This is a genomic window from Streptomyces sp. NPDC002044 (assembly GCF_040296725.1).
In the GTDB taxonomy this organism is placed as follows: domain Bacteria; phylum Actinomycetota; class Actinomycetes; order Streptomycetales; family Streptomycetaceae; genus Streptomyces; species Streptomyces antarcticus.
Genome location: NZ_JBEOXU010000058.1, coordinates 1 through 17,149 on the forward strand (window position 1 = coordinate 1; position 17,149 = coordinate 17,149).

At 74.3% G+C, this 17,149-nt stretch carries 14 protein-coding genes; 12 read left to right on the top strand and 2 right to left on the bottom strand.

Features of this window, described 5'->3' with window-relative positions; all coding sequences use genetic code 11:
- A partial coding sequence (locus tag ABT106_RS16525; RefSeq protein ID WP_351277469.1) for a discoidin domain-containing protein occupies positions 1-1,170 on the top strand: 1,170 nt, incomplete at its 5' end.
- Positions 1,171-1,200: 30 nt separating this feature from the next.
- Here the strand turns inward: ABT106_RS16525 and ABT106_RS16530 are convergent.
- A complete protein-coding gene (locus ABT106_RS16530; RefSeq protein WP_351277471.1) occupies positions 1,201-1,749 on the bottom strand; it encodes an HNH endonuclease in 549 nt (182 codons plus the stop codon).
- A 287-nt stretch (positions 1,750-2,036) separates the two neighbouring features.
- Here ABT106_RS16530 and ABT106_RS16535 point away from each other — a divergent pair, with 287 nt between their 5' ends.
- The 10 genes from ABT106_RS16535 to ABT106_RS16580 all read left to right on the top strand — a co-directional run bounded on the left by ABT106_RS16535 (position 2,037) and on the right by ABT106_RS16580 (position 14,213).
- Complete coding sequence (locus ABT106_RS16535; RefSeq protein WP_351277473.1) at positions 2,037-3,125, top strand: mechanosensitive ion channel family protein; 1,089 nt, start codon at positions 2,037-2,039, stop codon at positions 3,123-3,125.
- A gap of 149 nt (positions 3,126-3,274) precedes the next feature.
- On the top strand, positions 3,275-4,510 hold the full coding sequence (locus tag ABT106_RS16540; RefSeq protein ID WP_351277475.1) for an ROK family transcriptional regulator: 1,236 nt from the start codon (positions 3,275-3,277) through the stop codon (positions 4,508-4,510).
- A 146-nt stretch (positions 4,511-4,656) separates the two neighbouring features.
- The gene (locus ABT106_RS16545; RefSeq protein WP_351277477.1) at positions 4,657-5,991 is read left to right on the top strand and encodes an ABC transporter substrate-binding protein; all 1,335 of its coding nucleotides are present in this window, start codon (positions 4,657-4,659) and stop codon (positions 5,989-5,991) included.
- 166 nt (positions 5,992-6,157) lie between these two features.
- Positions 6,158-7,039: a carbohydrate ABC transporter permease gene (locus ABT106_RS16550; protein WP_351277521.1), complete on the top strand. Its 882-nt coding sequence runs from the start codon at positions 6,158-6,160 to the stop codon at positions 7,037-7,039.
- Positions 7,036-7,875, top strand: a complete 840-nt coding sequence (locus tag ABT106_RS16555; RefSeq protein WP_351277478.1) for a carbohydrate ABC transporter permease — start codon at positions 7,036-7,038, stop codon at positions 7,873-7,875. Before ABT106_RS16550 ends, ABT106_RS16555 begins: the two co-directional genes overlap by 4 nt.
- A 5-nt stretch (positions 7,876-7,880) precedes the next feature.
- The gene (locus ABT106_RS16560) at positions 7,881-9,146 is read left to right on the top strand and encodes a 6-phospho-beta-glucosidase (RefSeq protein ID WP_351277481.1); all 1,266 of its coding nucleotides are present in this window, start codon (positions 7,881-7,883) and stop codon (positions 9,144-9,146) included.
- Complete coding sequence (locus ABT106_RS16565) at positions 9,137-10,132, top strand: N-acetylglucosamine kinase (RefSeq protein WP_351277482.1); 996 nt, start codon at positions 9,137-9,139, stop codon at positions 10,130-10,132. Before ABT106_RS16560 ends, ABT106_RS16565 begins: the two co-directional genes overlap by 10 nt.
- Before the next feature lie 201 nt (positions 10,133-10,333).
- Positions 10,334-11,713, top strand: a complete 1,380-nt coding sequence (locus tag ABT106_RS16570) for a GlnX family signal transduction membrane protein (RefSeq protein WP_502979396.1) — start codon at positions 10,334-10,336, stop codon at positions 11,711-11,713.
- A 140-nt stretch (positions 11,714-11,853) separates the two neighbouring features.
- On the top strand, positions 11,854-12,795 hold the full coding sequence (locus ABT106_RS16575; RefSeq protein ID WP_351277526.1) for a glutamate ABC transporter substrate-binding protein: 942 nt from the start codon (positions 11,854-11,856) through the stop codon (positions 12,793-12,795).
- 89 nt (positions 12,796-12,884) lie between these two features.
- Entirely contained in the window at positions 12,885-14,213 is a 1,329-nt protein-coding gene (locus tag ABT106_RS16580) for a coiled-coil domain-containing protein (protein WP_351277484.1), read from the top strand.
- Positions 14,214-14,256: 43 nt separating this feature from the next.
- On the opposite strand, the gene ABT106_RS32150 is transcribed toward ABT106_RS16580, so the two are convergent.
- Positions 14,257-14,628, bottom strand: a complete 372-nt coding sequence (locus ABT106_RS32150) for a hypothetical protein (protein WP_502979393.1) — start codon at positions 14,626-14,628, stop codon at positions 14,257-14,259.
- Here ABT106_RS32150 and ABT106_RS16585 point away from each other — a divergent pair.
- The gene (locus ABT106_RS16585) at positions 14,627-17,146 is read left to right on the top strand and encodes a serine/threonine-protein kinase (RefSeq protein WP_502979394.1); all 2,520 of its coding nucleotides are present in this window, start codon (positions 14,627-14,629) and stop codon (positions 17,144-17,146) included. The two genes, ABT106_RS32150 and ABT106_RS16585, sit on opposite strands and share 2 nt — an antisense overlap.
- The last annotated feature ends 3 nt before the right edge of the window (positions 17,147-17,149 follow it).

Sequence of the window (17,149 nt, forward strand, 5' to 3'; positions counted from 1 at the left end):
GGGCGGGGGGAGGGGCTGGCGGGGGGCGGGGGGGGGCCCGCCGGCCCTGCCGCCCGGGCGGGGGGGGCGGCCCGCGGGGGCCTGGAGCGGCCGGGCCCGGCCGCGGTGGACGGGGCCGTGCTGGACCCGTTCCTCCAGAGGGCGGCGGCGGAGGCGGACGCCTGGACGGGCGCGGTCCGCCCGACGGGCACCGTCACGAAGGATCCGGGCGCCTGGACGGTGCGGCTGGACGGCACGCGCCCGGTCGCGGCGGTGACGGTGATGACGGACCCGCTGCCGGCGGGCCTGCGGGGCGCGGCGGTGGAGGCCCACGTACCGGGCGAGGGCTGGCGCAAGGTCGGCGACGCGGCGTCCTCGGGCTGGACCCAGGTGGACACGGCGGGCCTGCGCGCCGACGCGGTACGCCTGTCCTGGGCCGGGGCGGCCCCGGCGGTGCACCGGGTGGTCCCCTGGCTCGGGGACGGCCCGCAGGCCGGCTTCGAGCTGGGTGAGGGCGGGGCGGTGGACGTGGAGATCGGCGGCGCCCCACGCCGGGTCATGGCCGAGCTGTCCGCCCTGGGAGCGGGCGAGGTCCGCGGCGCGCTCGCGGCGCGGCCCCCGGCGGGCGTCGAGGTGCGCCTCCCGCAGCAGGCGGTGGCCCCGCGCGGCGGCCGGGCGTCGATACCGCTGGAGGTCGTCGTGGCGGCCACGGCCCCGCCCGGGAGCCACCGGGTCCCGGTGACCTTCGGCGGGGAGACCCGGACCCTGACCGTACGGGCCGTGGTCCGCACCGGCGGCCCGGACCTGCTGCGCGGCGCGCGGGCGGGCTCCTCGGCCGACGAGACCCCGGACTTCCCCGCGGCGGCGGCCTTGGACGGCTCCCCGGCCACCCGCTGGTCCTCGCCAGCGGTGGACGGCGCGTGGTGGCGGGCGGAGCTGGCGGCCCCGGCCCGGGTGGGCCGGGTGGAGCTGCTCTGGCAGGACGCCCACCCCGCGTCCTACCGGGTCGAGACCTCCGCGGACGGCGTCACCTGGCGGCCGGCCGCGGCCGTGACGGACTCGCGCGGCGGCGCCGAGTCGCTGCGCCTGGACGCGCCGGACACCCGCTTCCTGCGCGTCACGTGCGACACCCGGGCGACGCGGTTCGGGTGCAGCCTCTGGTCGGCGGAGGCTTACGCGGTCCAGCCCTGAGCGGCGCGGCCCTCCGCGCCCGGGGAGCGGCTACGACGCCGCGACCCCGATGCCGATGCCGATGCGTTCGAGGGCGTCCTCGGCCCCGTACGGCTGGAGGTACGGCATCCACCGGGGGTCCCGGTGGCCGGTGCCGATGATCCGCCAGGCCAGGCCCGACGGCGGGGCCGGCTGGTGGCGCAGCCGCCAGCCGAGCTCCAGCAGGTGCCGGTCGGCCTTGACGTGGTTGCAGCGGCGGCACGCGGCGACGACGTTGTCCCAGGCGTGCTGGCCGCCCCGGCTGCGCGGGATGACGTGGTCGACGCTGGTGGCGACGGCCCCGCAGTACATGCAGCGGCCCCCGTCGCGGGCGAACAGCGCGCGCCGGGTGAGAGGGACGGGGCCCCGGTAGGGCACACGGACGAAGCGCTTGAGCCGGACCACGCTGGGAGCGGGGAGGGCTCGCGTCGCGCTGTGCAGAAAGGCGCCGGATTCTTCCAGGGAGACCGCTTTGTTCTCCAGGACGAGGACGAGCGCGCGGCGGAGCGGTACGACGCCGAGCGGCTCGTACGACGCATTGAGGACCAGGACGTGCGGCACGGACTGCCTCCTTGTACGCCGGCGGCGCGTGGCTCGCGCCGGGACGATCTGCTCTCCAGTCTCTCCTTATGGCTGGTCGAAGCGCCACCACGCACCAGTAACGGGTCCGGGGTGTTTTCAACCACACCCCCGCTCTTCCCCGGGTGAGCCTGGTCTCTCCCCCGGACACGGGACGGGGGCGCGGGTCATGCCCCGTTAGGGTGGTTGGTCTGCCCGCACACCCGCCCCGGACGCAGTTCGGGGAGGGACCCCCGGCGGGCAGGCCGCGATACCTGGAGGTTCCCGCCGTGCCCTGGCCCGCCGCCCTGCTGCCGCTCGCAGCCGACACCCCGGACGCGTCCACGACACTCAAGGAGACGCACGAGAGCGTCACCGAGGCCGCGAGCTTCATCGAGGAGAACTGGGCCGACTGGCTGTACCTGGGCCTGAAAATCCTGCTGATCATCGTGATCGCGGGGGCGTTGCGGTCGGTGGTCCGCAAGTCGCTGACCAAGCTCATCACGCGGATGAACCGCGGCGCCGAGGCCATGGAGGGCATGGCCCTGGGCGGGCTGCTGGTCAATGCCGAGCGGCGCCGCCAGCGGTCCGAGGCGATCGGCTCGGTGCTGCGTTCGGTGGCCTCGTTCCTGATCCTCGGCACGGCCGGGCTGATGGTGCTCGGGGCACTCGACATCAACCTGGGGCCGCTGCTGGCGAGCGCCGGTGTGGCCGGTGTCGCGATCGGTTTCGGCGCCCGGAACCTGGTCACGGACTTCCTCTCCGGCGTGTTCATGATCCTGGAGGACCAGTACGGCGTCGGGGACAAGATCGACGCGGGCGTGGCCTCCGGCGAGGTCATCGAGGTCGGCCTGCGGGTGACCAAGCTGCGCGGGGACAACGGCGAGATCTGGTACGTGCGCAACGGCGAGATAAAGCGGATCGGCAACCTCAGCCAGGGCTGGGCGACCGCGACGGTCGACGTCCAGGTCAAGCCGACGGAGCACCTGCCGCGGATCCGCGAGGTGGTCCAGGAGGTCGCCGACGGGCTGGCGAAGGAATCGCCGTGGGACGAGCGCCTGTGGGGTCCGGTGGAGGTACTGGGCCTGGACGAGGTGCTGCTCGCGTCGATGACGGTGAAGGTGTCGGCCAAGACCATGCCGGGCCAGCAGTTCGCGGTGGAGCGCGAGCTGCGCTGGCGGATCAAGGAGAGCTTCGACGCGGCGGGCATCCGCATCGTCGGCGGTCTGCCGGACGGGGACGAGGAGGACGCCCCGGCCGACCCGTCCGCCGCGGTCGCCGCGCCCTCGGCGCTGGCGAACCCGACGTCCCCGCAGTCGCTGGCCACCGCCCCGATACCGCCGCAGAGCGCGCCCGGCGCCCCGAGGATCACCAAGTAGCCCGCCGCCCGGGGACCCCCGCCGGGTCTCTCCGGTCCCGCCTCCGCCGCCCCGCAGGATTTTTCCTGCGGGGCGGCGGCATTGACACGGGTCGAACCACGATAGGAAACTTACCTAACAGTTCATCTCGGTGAGGGAGAGACCGCGACATGCCCGCCGCCACGCCCGGAACGCCCAGCCTCCTGCGCGCCATGAACGACCGGGCCGCCCTCGAACTCCTGCTGGCCCACGGCCCGCTCTCGCGGACCCGGATCGGTCACCTGACCGGCCTGTCCAAGCCCACCGCCTCGCAGCTGCTGGCCCGTCTGGAGGCCGCCGGGCTCGTCGTCGCCACCGGAACCGACGGCGGCCGCCCCGGACCCAGCGCCCAGCTGTACGCCGTCAACCCCCGGGCGGCGTACGTGGGCGGCCTGGACGTCACCCCGGCGCGCGTGCTGGCGGCCGTCGCCGACCTCACCGGCACGGTGGTCGGCATCCACGAGGTCCCCTACGCCGCGGGCGCCGGGGCCGTCGGCCAGGTCTGCGAGGCCCTCGGCGGCGCCGTCAAGGCCGCCGGTCTGCACCGCTGCGACCTGCACCGGGTCGTCATCGCCACCCCCGGCGCCTTCGACCCGCAGACCGGCCGGCTCCGGTACGCCAGCCACCTCCCCGGCTGGCACTCCCCCACCCTGCTCGACGACCTGGCGGCGGCCCTGCCGATGCCCGTCGAGTACGAGAACGACGTCAACCTCGCCGCCGTCGCCGAGCAGCACCTCGGCGCGGCCCGCGGCCACGAGGACTTCGTCCTGCTGTGGAACGAGGAGGGGCTTGGCGCCGCCCTCGTGCTCGGCGGCCGGCTGCACCGCGGCTGGACCGGCGGCGCGGGCGAGGTCGGCTTCCTGCCCGTGCCCGGCCATCCCCTGGTCCGCCAGGTCACCCGGGCCAACTCCGGCGGCTTCCAGGAACTGGCCGGGTTCCAGACGCTGCCCCGGCTGGCCGCGGAGCTCGGCGTCGAGGTCCCGCCCGGACCGGCGGCCGGCGGAGCGGCCGCCGACGACGGCCCGTACGCCCCGGGGGTCGCCGCCGCCGTCGCGCTGCTCGCGCGGGCCGCTGCCGCGCCCGAAGGGCCGTACCTGGCCTTCCTCCAGGCGTACGCCACCGGTCTGGCCACCGGTCTGGCCTCGCTGGTCGCCGTACTGGACCCGGAGATCGTGGTGCTGTCCGGGGCGGTGATCGCCGCGGGCGGTGAACCGCTGCGCGGCCTGCTGGAGGCCGAGCTCGCCGAACTGGCCCCCTCCCGCCCCCGCCTGGTCACCGGCCAGGTGCGCGAACGGCCGGTGCTGTACGGCGCGCTGGAGAGCGCGCTCGCCGCCACCCGCGACGCGGTCTTCGACACCTCCCGCTGACGGGGCCGGCCGGCGACCGGCGGCTCCGGCCGGCGGCCCCGGCCGGAGCCCCGGAGCCCCGGCGACCCCGGGGCTCCGGAAGCCCTCCCCCGCACCTCCCCTGGCACCCCTCCCGGAAGTTCCTCCCGTAGAGAGCGAGCACCGCCATGCCCAGAACCGGACGCCTGATCACCGCGGCCACCCTCCTCGCCGCGATATCCGTACTCGCCACCGCCTGTACGGGCCAGAGCGGGAACGCGGCCGCCGACGACCCGACGAAGGACGTCACCCTCTCCTTCTGGCACGGCTGGTCCGCGCCGAGCGAGGTCAAGGCGATCGAGGAGAACATCGCGCGGTTCGAGAAGGCCCACCCGAACATCAAGGTCAAGATCACCGGCAACATGACCGACGACAAGGTCAACCAGGCCCTGCGGGCGGGCGGGGACGGCGCCCCCGACGTGGTCTCCTCCTTCACCACCGACAGCGTCGGCACGTTCTGCAACTCCCGCGCCTTCGCCGACCTGAACCCCTTCCTGGAGAAGTCCGGGATCGACAAGACGAAGGTCTTCCCCAAGACCCTGCTGGAGTACACCCAGTTCAACGGCAACCAGTGCACGCTGCCGCTGCTGAACGACGCGTACGGGCTGGTCTACAACAAGACCGCCTTCGCCGCCGCCGGCATCACCGAACCCCCGAAGACCTGGAGCCAGTTCACCGAGGTCGCCCAGAAGCTGACCAAGCCCAAGGGGGACTCCTACGAGCAGGTCGGGCTGATGCCCACCTTCCACGGGTACGAGACCAAGCCGACCCGCCTCGCCGCCCAGTGGGGCGCCCGGTACTTCGACGCCGACGGCAAGGCCGGCCTGGCCAAGGACCCCGCCTTCGCGAAGATGCTCACCGCGCAGAAGGACCTGGTCGAGAAGCTCGGCGGCTACGAGAAGCTGGAGCGGTTCCGCACCACCTTCGGCGACGAGTGGAGCGCCGAACACCCCTTCCACCGGGGCCAGGTCGCCATGCAGATCGACGGCGAGTGGCGGGCCGCGATGGCCAAGGAGGCGGGGGTCGGCTTCGAGATCGGCACCGCGCCGCTGCCCGTGCCCGACGACCAGGCGGCCGACTACGGCAAGGGATACCTGTCCGGCACGATCATGGGCATCGCCTCGGCCGGCACGAAGCAGAACGCCGCCTGGGAGCTGGTGAAGTACATGACCACCGACACCGAGGCGGTGGTGGCCTTCGCCAACGCCATCCACAACGTGCCGTCCACGCTGGCGGCCCTGGAGTCGCCCGCGCTGCAGCTGACCCCGGAGTTCAAGACCTTCGTCGACATCGCGCGGCACCCGAAGTCCAGCACCACGCCGGCCCAGGCGGACGGCGGCACCTACCAGCTGACCTTCGAGGACTTCGCGTACGGGGTCGAGAAGGGCGCCGTCGCCGACATCACGGCCGGCCTCGCCAAGGTCGACCAGCAGATCGACACGGACATCGCGAAGGCGAAGTAGCCCGATGACCCACGCCGCCGCACCCAGCGCGGCCCCCGACGCCCCGGACGGGGCCCCCCGCCAGGCCGCGCGCGACACCGCGGACGACGCGGCCGCCGGCGCCGCCCGCGCGGCACGCGCCGCGCGGGCCCGGAGCCGGAGGTCCGCGCTGCGGACCGCGGCCTTCATGTCCCCCTGGCTGATCGGGTTCGCGGTGTTCTTCGCCTACCCGCTCCTGTCCACCGTGTACTTCTCCTTCACCAAGTACGACGGCTTCCGGCAGCCCGTCTTCAACGGGCTCGACAATTGGTCGTACGTCTTCACCGACTCCCCCGCCTTCTGGCCGGCGATGCGCAACACCCTGTGGCTCGTCGTGGTCATGGTCGGCTGCCGCGTCGCCTTCGGCCTCGGCATCGGCCTGCTCATCACGAAGATCAAGACCGGCACCGGGATCTTCCGGACCCTCTTCTACCTGCCCTACCTGGCCCCGCCGGTCGCCGCCACGCTGGCCTTCGTCTTCCTGCTCAACCCCGGTACCGGACCCGTCAACACCCTGCTGGACGCGGTGGGACTGCCCACCCCGGGCTGGTTCACCGACCCGGGCTGGTCCAAACCCGCGCTCACCGCCCTCGCCCTGTGGGGCATCGGCGACCTGATGGTCATCTTCATGGCCGCCCTGCTCGACGTGCCGAAGGAGCAGTACGAGGCCGCCGAACTGGACGGCGCCGGCGCCTGGGCGCGCTTGCGCCACATCACCCTGCCGAACATCTCCCCGATCGTCCTGTTCGCGGTCGTCACGGGGGTCATCCAGGCCATGCAGTACTACACCCAGCCGCTCGTGGCCGGGAAGGTGGCGGCCGGGGTGATCGGCGGCTCGGGCCAGCAGTTCGAGCCCGGCTACCCCGACAAGTCCACCCTGACCCTGCCCCAGCTCGTCTACAACCTCGGGTTCCAGCGCTTCGACTACGGCACCGCCTGCGTCATCGCGCTGGTCCTGTTCGCCCTCTCCATGGCCTTCACCGCGCTCCTCATGCGCCGCCGTGGCGGACTGATCGGAGCCGGTGAGTGAGCCCGCACAGCCGCAAGGCCGCACTCCACTGGGTCGGGGTGCACTCCCTCGGCGTGGCCGCCGCCCTGTTCTTCGTCCTCCCGTTCGTCTTCCTCCTGCTGACCTCCCTCATGGGCGACCGGCAGGCCCTGACCCGCGACCTGTGGCCCGACAGCTGGGAATGGGGCAACTACGCCGCGGTGTGGAACACCCCGGGCTTCCTGACCTGGTGGCGCAACACCCTGCTGTACGCCGGACTCGGCACCCTGCTGACCGTGGTCTCCTCGGTGCCCGTGGCCTACGCGCTCGCCAAGTTCCGCTTCCGCGCGCGACGCCTGTCGCTGATGCTCGTGATCGCCATGATGATGCTGCCGCCGCAGGTGGTCGTCATCCCCATGTACCTCTTCTGGGCGAAACAGCTCGGGCTGACGGGCAGCCTGTGGCCGCTGATCATCCCGATGGCCTTCGGCGACGCCTTCTCCATCTTCCTGCTCCGCCAGTTCCTGCTGACCATCCCCGACGAGTACCTCGACGCGGCCCGCGTCGACGGCTGCGGCGAGCTGCGCACCCTGCTGCGCGTCGTCCTGCCGATGGCCAGGCCCGGCATCGCGGCCGTCGCCCTGTTCCAGTTCTTCTACGCCTGGAACGACTACTTCGGCCCGCAGATCTACGCCTCGGACAACCCGGCCGCCTGGACCCTCAGCTACGGGCTGGAGTCCTTCAAGGGCGCCCACCACACCAACTGGAACCTGACCATGGCCGCGACCGTACTGGTCATGGCACCGGTGATCGTCCTCTTCTTCTTCGCCCAGAAGGCGTTCGTCGAGGGCGTCACCCTGACCGGAGTGAAAGGCTGATGACCATGAAACTCGCAGTGGTGGGCGGCGGTTCCACCTACACCCCCGAGCTGATCGACGGATTCGCCCGGCTGCGCGACACCCTGCCGGTCTCCGAGCTGGTCCTGATCGACCCCGCCGCGGAGCGGCTGGAGCTGATCGGCGGCCTGGCCCGGCGGATCTTCGCCCGGCAGGGCCACCCCGGGCGGATCACCACCACCTCCGACCTCGACGCCGGGGTCGAGGGCGCCGACGCGGTGCTGATCCAGCTGCGCGTCGGCGGCCAGGCCGCCCGGCTCCAGGACGAGACCTGGCCGCTGGAGTGCGGCTGCGTCGGCCAGGAGACCACCGGCGCGGGCGGCCTCGCGAAGGCCCTGCGCACCGTCCCCGTGGTCCTCGACATCGCCGAACGGGTGCGCCGGGCCAGCCCGGACGCCTGGATCATCGACTTCACCAACCCGGTCGGGATCGTCACCCGGGCCCTGCTGCGGGCCGGGCACAAGGCCGTCGGACTGTGCAACGTCGCCATCGGCTTCCAGCGCAAGTTCGCGGCCCTGCTCGACCTCGCGCCCGCCGACATCCACCTGGACCACGTCGGGCTCAACCACCTCACCTGGGAGCTGGGCGTCCGCCGGGGCGGCCCGGAGGGCGAGGACCTGCTGCCGCGGCTGCTGGCCGACCACGCGGACGCCATCGCCGGGGACCTGCACCTGCCGCGCGCCGTACTGGACCGGCTCGGCGTGGTGCCCTCGTACTACCTGCGGTACTTCTACGCGCACGACGAGGTCGTCCGGGAGCTCGGCTCCAAGCCCTCGCGGGCCGCCGAGGTCGCCGCGATGGAGCGCGAACTGCTCGCCCTGTACGGCGACCCCGCCCTGGACGAGAAGCCCGCACTGCTGGCCAAGCGGGGCGGCGCCTTCTACTCGGAGGCGGCCGTGGACCTGGCGGCCTCCCTGCTGGGCGACGGCGGGCCCGGCGTGCAGGTGGTCAACACCCGCAACAACGGCACCCTGCCGTTCCTCCCCGACGACGCGGTCGTCGAAGTGCAGGCCCGGGTGGACCGCTCCGGCCCGGTACCACTGGCCGCGCCCCGGCTGGACCCCCTGTACGCCGGGCTCGTCGCGCACGTGACGGCGTACGAGGACCTCGCGCTGGACGCGGCCGTGCGCGGCGGCCGCGAGCGGGTCTTCACGGCACTGCTGGCGCACCCGCTGGTCGGCCAGTTCGACCGGGCCGAGGCGCTGACCGACCGCCTCCTCGCGCACAACAAGGAGCACCTGGCATGGCTGTGACCCTCCCCGCGGTGCTGGCGATCGACGCGGGCAACAGCAAGACGGACGTGGCCCTGATCGCCCCGGACGGCTCGGTGACGGCCACCGGGCAGGCCGGGGGCTTCCAGCCGTTCCTGACGGGCGTGGCCGCGGCCGTCGACGTGCTGGCCGAGGCGATGGCCTCCGTCGGGCTGGACCACCGCGGGGAGGGCGGTGGCGGGCCGTGCGCCGAGTACGTGTCGGCCTGTCTGGCGAACGCGGACTTCCCGGTGGAGGAACGGGAACTGGGCCACGAGATCCGCCGCCGCGGCTGGGGCCGCGTGACGGCGGTGCACAACGACACCTTCGCGCTGCTGCGCGCCGGACTGCCGCCGGGCGCCGAGCCGCTCGGCGTCGCGGTGGTGTGCGGCGCCGGCATCAACTGCGTCGGGACGACACCGGACGGGCGGACCGCGCGCTTCCCCGCGGTCGGCCGGATCTCCGGCGACTGGGGCGGCGGGGGCGGCCTGGCCGAGGAGGCCCTGTGGTTCGCGGCCCGGGCCGAGGACGGGCGCGGCGAGCCGACCGAACTGGCCCGGGCGCTGCCCGCGCACTTCGGCCTCGCCTCCATGTACGCGCTGGTCGAGGAACTGCACCTGGGCCGCGTCCCCGCCGAGCGGCGGCACGAGCTGACCCCGCTGCTGTTCGCGGTGGCGGCGGCCGGCGATCCGGTGGCGCTGGCCCTGGTGCACCGGCAGGCCGACGAGGTGGTGACCATGGCGACGGTGGCACTGCGCCGGCTGGACCTGCTGGACGAGGAGGTGCCCGTGGTCCTCGGCGGCAGCGTGCTGGCCGCCCGCCACCCGCAGTTGAACGACCGGATCGCCGCGGGCCTCGCCGAACGCGCCCCGCGCGCCCGGATCGCGGTGGTCACGGCGCCCCCGGTGCTCGGGGCCGCGCTGCTGGGACTGGACGCGCTCGGGTCCGCGCCCTTCGCCCACAGCAAACTCCGCGCCCGTTTCGGGTGAACCCGCCCGAACGGGCCGCCTGTCTGGAACCGTGGCGGTCGTAGGGACGTTTTGACGGTCAAGGGGCGAAGGGGACGCCCCGGGGACGTATCGCCCAAGATCGACCACCGGTGCTGTGGCCGGCCGTCGCTACGTCCATACTGCTGCGCAGGCTCCCGGCCCGATCCGGGGGAGCACAGACCGAGGGGGAGCACGGTGGCCATCACGACACGCGCGCCCGCGCCGCCGGGCGGTCCCGGCGGGCCGCCCGGCGGGCCGCCGGGGCGGGGCACCGCATGGGCCGAGGGCGTGGAGCGGCTGCGCGCGGCAGCGACGACCGAGCCCGGCCGGCTGCGGATCATCGGCGCCGCCGTGGCCGCCCTGATCGTGCTGTTCGGCACGGTGAGCGTCTGGGAGATGTCCGGCCGGGTCGGGGCCGCCGAGGACGTCGTGGGCCGCAGCCAGCCGCTGAGCGCGGACGCGGCCAGCATCTACCGCTCCCTCGCGGACGCCGACACGACCTCCTCCAACGGTTTCCTCGCGGGCGGCCAGGAGCCGCGCGAGGTCCGCGGGCGCTACGAGAAGGACATCGCCAACGCCTCCAGGCTGCTGGTGAGCGCGGCCGCCAACACCCGGGTCGACGAGGAGTCCCGTACGCAGATCTCCCTGCTGAGCGAGGGGCTGCCGCGCTACACCGGGCTGATCGAGCAGGCCCGCGCCACGAACCGGCAGGGCCTGCCGCTGGGCGGCGCCTATCTCCGCTACGCCAACGAGCAGATGACCACCCAGCTGCTGCCCGCCGCCCAGCGGCTCTACGAGGCGGAGACCGGGCGGCTCTACACGGACCACGACGAGGCCCGGTCCTGGCCGCTGGCCTCGATCGGCACCGGCCTGCTCGCGCTCGCCGCCCTGCTGTGGGTGCAGCGGCGCAACTACCGGCGCACGAACCGGGTCTTCAACCACGGGCTGGTCACCGCGACGGCGGCCTCGCTGGTGGTCCTGCTGTGGCTGGTCGTGGGGCACACGGTGGCCCGGTCGGACCTGAGCCAGGCGCGGGCGGACGGGCAGGAGTCGCTGAAGGTCCTCAACGACGCGCGGATCGCCTCCCTCCAGGCACGGGCCGGCGAGAACCTGACGCTGATCGCGCGCGGCGCCGTACTGGCCGAGGACAAGAAGTCCGACAAGTACGACGTGGACTTCACGCACAACATGAAGCAGCTGGACACCGGACTGGCGGCCGCCCTGCGGCTGGCCGACGACGACGCGGGCCGGGGTCCCCTGAGCCGGGCCGCGGACGGCGTGGCGCAGTGGAAGGCGCGGCACACGGCGGCCAGGGAGTCGGACCTCAAGGGGGACTACGCCGCCGCCCGGGACCAGGTCGTCGGGAGCGGCACCCGCAAGGAGAGCAGCGGCGCCGCCTTCGACACGGTGGACGCCTCTCTGGCGGAGGCGGTGGCCCACGAGCAGCGGGAGTTCACCCGGGCGGCCCGGGACGGGCTCGGCGCCCTGGGCGGTTTGATGACGGGCGCGGCGGCCCTGGCGGCCCTCGGCGCGGCGGCGGCGCTGCTCGGTGTCGGGCGCAGGCTTTCGGAGTACAGGTGAGAGCGATGCGGATGCGAGCGGAACGGGCCTCCGGGGCGAACGGATCCGGCGGCGGCCCCGGTGTCCCGGCGGAACCGGACGGGGCCGGCGGTGTCCGGCGGGCCGCCCGGCGCCTGCGCGGCTGGGGCGGGGTCAGCGCGATGGCCGCCGCCTGCGCGGTGACGGCCGCTGCCGTGCTGCTCCCGCTGGCCCAGGCGGCCCCGGACAGCGGCCGCCAGGCCGCGGTGCGCGGGCCCGCCTCCCCGGCGGTGGCCCCGGCCGCACCGGCGGACACCTGCCAGAACCCGGAGGCGAGCCTGCGACCGTCCGCCGTGGACGGGGCGACCATCGCCCGGATCAAGGCGGCGGGCAAGCTGGTGGCGGGCGTGGACCAGAACAGTTTTCGCTGGGGCTACCTCAACCAGTCCCGCGGCGGTGTCCTCGACGGCTTCGACATCGACCTGGTCAGGGCCATCGCCAAGGACATCCTCGGTGACCCGGACGCGGTCATATACCGGGCCATCCCCACGAGCCAGCGCGTCCCGGCGCTCCAGGAGGGGCGCGTCGACGTCGTCGTGCGGACCATGACGATCAACTGCAAGCGGCTGGAGGACGTCGCCTTCTCGACGGCCTACTTCGAGGCCGGACAGCAGGTGCTGGCTCCCAAGGGGTCGCCGATCACCGGCTACGACACCTCGCTGAAGGACAAGCGGATCTGCTTCGCGGCCGGTTCCACGGCGGAGGCGACGCTGACGGCCCAGTCGTACGGCTCGGTGCCGGTCACCGTGCCCAACCAGCTGGACTGCCTGGTGCGGCTCCAGCTGGGCGAGGTCGACGGCATCGTCACCGACAACGCGCTCGCGGCCGGCCAGGCCGCGCAGGACCCCTCGGTGCAGCTGGTCGGCTCGCCCTTCACCCGCGAGTTCTACGGCGTGGCGATGAACAAGGACGCCTCCGACCTCGTCCGGCGGGTCAACAAGGTGCTGGAGGACTACCGCGCGGGCGGCGCCGGCAGCCCGTGGATGACCTCGTACGGGGTGCACCTCAGGGCCGTGCTGCCCAACGTGGGCGGACCGCCCGAGCCCAAGTACCGGGACGGCTGAGGCCGGTGGCGGAGTCGGAGTCGGGATCGGAGTCACGGCAGCGGGCGCGGTCGGGCGGCGCGGAGTCGGGGGAGGCGGGATCGGCGGTGATGGACCGGGACGACGTCGACCGCGCGCTGGCCCGGCTGGCCGCGGAGCACGAGGCCGTGGAGACCTCGCTGCTCGCCCTCCAGGACCACGCCGGCCGCCGGCTGCTGGAGGGAGCCGCGCTGACCGGGCTCACGGCGGAGCGCTGGGCGGCCGCCGACGCGGACATCACCCGGCTGTGGAGGTACTTCGACGCCTACAGCGGGGCCCTGGCCGCCGCCCGGGAGATCCGCGAGCGGCGCCGCTGGCCGAACCGCGAGGAACTGTCCGAGCTGACCGAGCGGCTGCGCGGGCCCGGGGTGCTGATCGCGGGGGCCGCGGTGGAGGGTTCCGCGCTGGCGGAGCGGTTCTCCCTGGCCGAGCTGGTGGCCCGGATGAACGGGCTGTACGCGCGCTCGCTCGACGTGGTGGTGGCCGCCGACGCGGTGTGGTCGGCGCTGCCCGCCCGCATCGACCTCCTCGCCGCCGAGCTGCACCGCACCCGCTCGCTGGCCCACTCGGTGGGCGTGCGGCCGGGCGAGCACCCCTCCGGTGACGACCTGGAGGACATCACGGCCGAGCTGGCCGGGCTGCGGGCGCGGGTGATCGAGGACCCGCTGGCGTTCTGGACGCCGGTCACGGGGAGTTCCGCGCCCGGCGGCGGCCGGCCCGACACCGGGCGCTACGACCGCGCGGCGCTCGCACTGGAGGACGTACGCCGGGAGGTCGAGGCCGTGCTGGACGTACGGCAGGACTCCGAGCGGCGGCTGATCAGCCTGCGGGACGTGCTGTCACGGGCGGACCGGACCCTCGCCGAGGCGCGGACCGCGCGCGGCGAGGTGCTCGCGAAGATCGCCGCGTCCGAGGTGCCCGCGGTGAGCGGTCCGCCCACGGCGCTCCAGGAGCAGCTCGCGGCCGCGGCCGAACACCGGCGCCGGTCCCGGTGGCACCGGCTCTCGCCGCTGCTGGAGTCGCTGGAGGAGCGGGCCGAGGAGGAACTGCGCCGGGCCCGTGAGTCGCTGACGGCGGTGACGGCCCCCCTGGCGGTCCGGGCCGAGCTGCGCGGGCGCCTCGACGCGTACAAGGCGAAGGTGGCCCGGCACGGAATGGCGGAGGACCCGGTGCTGATCGAGCGGTACGACACGGCCCGCCGGATGCTGTGGAGCGCGCCATGCGACCTGCGGGCCGCCGAGATGGCGGTCCTGCGCTACCAGCAGGCGACGGCCGAGTCACTGGCGCCACAACAGACTTCAGAACACCAGCAGTCTCCGGGGCCTGAGGAGTCTCCGGGGCATCAGCAACCCCTGCCGGATCACCACTGGCCCGCCGGGCCGGGGAAGGAGGACGCATGAGCCTGACCGGAACCACCTGCGTTCGCCCCGGCTGCCCGGGGACCTACGAGGACATGGGCGGCGGCGAGCTGTACTGCGACACCTGCGGGCTGGCGCCGGTCGGCGCGGTCTCCGCGGGGGCGGAGGAGCTCGTCTCGCCGCCGACGGGGATGACCAGCGCGGCGAAGGGCTCGCTGGGCTCCGGCGGGTCCCGGGGCTCGGCGGGCTCGCAGGGCTCCCACGGCTCGGCGCGGTCGTCCGGGTCGGCGCGGTCCTCGCGCTCGTCCCGTTCGTCGCAGTCCCGGCGCTCCGTTTCGGGACGGCTGTCCCGGGCGCTGTCCGGCAGCGCGTCCACCCGGTCGGTATCGGTCCGCAGCTCGGGTTCGGCGCCCTCGTCCTCGGGGCGCGGCCGGCTCGGCGCCGGACTGGTGACCATGCCGGAGGTGCCGCGTCCTGACCCCTCGGCGGCGGTCCTGGAGAACCCGGAGGTGCCGGAGCGCAAGCGGTTCTGCTCACGCTCGGACTGCGGTGCTCCGGTGGGGCGTTCCCGGGGCGAGCGGCAGGGCCGGACGGAAGGGTTCTGCACCAAGTGCGGGCACCCGTACTCCTTCGTCCCCAAGCTGCGCGCGGGCGACGTGGTGCACGGCCAGTACGAGGTGGCGGGCTGCCTGGCGCACGGCGGGCTCGGCTGGGTCTACCTGGCCGTCGACCGCGCGGTCTCGAACCGGTGGGTGGTGCTCAAGGGCCTGCTCGACACCGGGGACCAGGACGCGATGGAGGCCGCGATCTCCGAGCGGCGCTTCCTCGCGGAGATCGAGCACTCCAACATCGTGCGGATCTACAACTTCGTGGAGCACCTCGACCAGCGGACCGGTTCGCTGGACGGGTACATCGTCATGGAGTACGTGGGCGGCAAGTCGCTGAAGGAGATCGCCAACGAGCGGCGCCGGCCGGACGGGCGGCGCGATCCGCTGCCGGTGGAGCAGGCGTGCGCGTACGGGATCGAGGCGCTGGAGGCCCTCGGCCACCTGCACAGCCGGAACCTCCTGTACTGCGACTTCAAGGTCGACAACGCGATCCAGCAGCAGGACCAGCTGAAGCTGATCGACATGGGCGCGGTCCGGCGGATGGACGACGACGAGTCGGCCATCTACGGAACCGTCGGCTACCAGGCGCCGGAGGTCGCCGAGCTGGGCCCGTCGGTCGCCTCCGACCTGTACACGGTGGCGCGGACGCTGGCCGTCCTGACCTTCGACTTCCAGGGCTACACCAACGTGTTCGTGGACTCGCTGCCGGATCCCGAGCACATCGAGGTGTTCGGGAGGTACGAGTCCTTCTACCGGCTGCTCGTCCGGGCCACCGACCCCGATCCGGGGCGGCGGTTCGCGTCCGCGCAGGAGATGGCGGACCAGCTGACGGGCGTGCTGCGGGAGGTGGTCGCGCTCCAGACGGGCCGGCCGCGGCCGCAGCTGTCGACGCTGTTCGGCCCGGAACTGCGAGTGCCGGACACCCGGCTGTTCGCGAACGAGGCGGGCCTGGAGGTCTCGCGCCTGGGCGTACGTGCGGCGGCCGCCCGGCGGCGCGGCCCGTTCGGCCGCGGCGCCGGGGGAACGGGCGCCGCGGGAAGCGGTGTCACGGAAAGCGGTGTCGCGGGGAGCGGTGTCGCGGAAGCCGGCGCCGGCGGGTCCGGCGGCATCGGACCGGTCGTACCCGGCGGGTCCGGGGCCGTCCCGTACGCCGCCGCGCCCGGCGCCGTCGCGCCCCCCGGCCCGGCGGGTGCGGCCGCACCGGCCGGATCCCGGCCGTACCCGCCGGCGGGCGTCGCTCCGCCCGGCGGCGCGGGGGCCGCGTACGGGACCGGCGCGCCGGTGCCCGGGCTCGGGACCACCGCCACGCACGTGACCGGCGGCGCCGTGCCCGCGCCCCGGCAGGCACCGGCCGCCGCGGCCTCCGCTCCGCGGCACGCGGCGCCGCCCGCGTCCGGCCCCGGACCCGCCCCGGCGGTGTTCGCGCAGTCCCGGGCGGCGGGCCTGGCACGGCTCGACGCGCGGGGCACGGCGCTGGCCCTGCCGGTGCCGCTGGTCGACCCGGCCGACCCCAACGCCGGTTTCCTGGCCGCTCTGCTCGCCTCCGCCCCCGCCGACCTGCTGGGCGCGCTGGGCTCGGCGCCCGCCGACTCGGCCGAGCTGCGGCTGCGCGAGCTGCGGGCCCGGCTGGAGCTGGGCGAACTGTCCTTCGCCGGGAACACCCTGGCGGAGCTGGAGGAACGGCACCCGGACGACTGGCGGGTGGTGTGGGCGCGCGGCATCGCCTCGCTGGCCGCCGGTGACGACGAGATAGCGGCCCTGTCCTTCGACGCGATCTACGACGCCTTCCCGGGCGAACCCGCGCCGAAGCTCGCCCTCGGGCTGTGCGCGGAGGTCCTCGGGCAGCTGGACAACGCCGCCGAGTACTACCGGCTGGTCTGGATCACCGACCCGGGGTTCGTGAGCGCGGCCTTCGGGCTGGCCCGGGTCCAGCTGGCCGCCGGAGACCGGGACGGGGCCGTGCGCACGCTGGAGTCCGTGCCGGAGGCGTCCATCCACTACACCGCCGCGCGGGTGGCGGCCGTACGCGCACGTCTGCGCGACCGGTCGCCGCTGGAACCGCTGCTGGCGGATCTGCGGGCCGCCTCCGACCAGGTGGAGGCGCTGCGGCGGTTCGGGCTGGACCCCGAGCGCCACGAGCGGCTGACGACCGAGGTTCTGGGCTCGGCCCTGGACTGGGTACTGTCGGGTAGCCGGGGTTCCGACCCCGGCCGGACCTCGCTGCTCGGCAGTCAACTCGACGAGCGCGGACTGCGCTTCGGACTGGAGCGCTCGTACCGCGTCCTCGCCCGGCTGGCACAGCGGGGCGAGGAGAGGATCGAACTGGTGGAGCGGGCAAACCGTTTCCGTCCCCGGACGTGGGTGTGATTG

What these genes read in the sequence shown, in the direction of transcription:
- ABT106_RS16540 (WP_351277475.1), top strand. Translation starts at nt 3,275, where the DNA reads ATGCCCGCCGCCACGCCCGGAACGCCCAGCCTCCTGCGCGCCATGAAC.
- ABT106_RS16545 (WP_351277477.1), top strand. Translation starts at nt 4,657, where the DNA reads ATGCCCAGAACCGGACGCCTGATCACCGCGGCCACCCTCCTCGCCGCG.
- ABT106_RS16550 (WP_351277521.1), top strand. Translation starts at nt 6,158, where the DNA reads ATGTCCCCCTGGCTGATCGGGTTCGCGGTGTTCTTCGCCTACCCGCTC.
- ABT106_RS16560 (WP_351277481.1), top strand. Translation starts at nt 7,881, where the DNA reads ATGAAACTCGCAGTGGTGGGCGGCGGTTCCACCTACACCCCCGAGCTG.
- ABT106_RS16565 (WP_351277482.1), top strand. Translation starts at nt 9,137, where the DNA reads ATGGCTGTGACCCTCCCCGCGGTGCTGGCGATCGACGCGGGCAACAGC.
- ABT106_RS16575 (WP_351277526.1), top strand. Translation starts at nt 11,854, where the DNA reads ATGGCCGCCGCCTGCGCGGTGACGGCCGCTGCCGTGCTGCTCCCGCTG.
- ABT106_RS16580 (WP_351277484.1), top strand. Translation starts at nt 12,885, where the DNA reads ATGGACCGGGACGACGTCGACCGCGCGCTGGCCCGGCTGGCCGCGGAG.
- ABT106_RS16585 (WP_502979394.1), top strand. Translation starts at nt 14,627, where the DNA reads ATGCCGGAGGTGCCGCGTCCTGACCCCTCGGCGGCGGTCCTGGAGAAC.
- ABT106_RS32150 (WP_502979393.1), bottom strand. Translation starts at nt 14,628, where the DNA reads ATGGTCACCAGTCCGGCGCCGAGCCGGCCGCGCCCCGAGGACGAGGGC.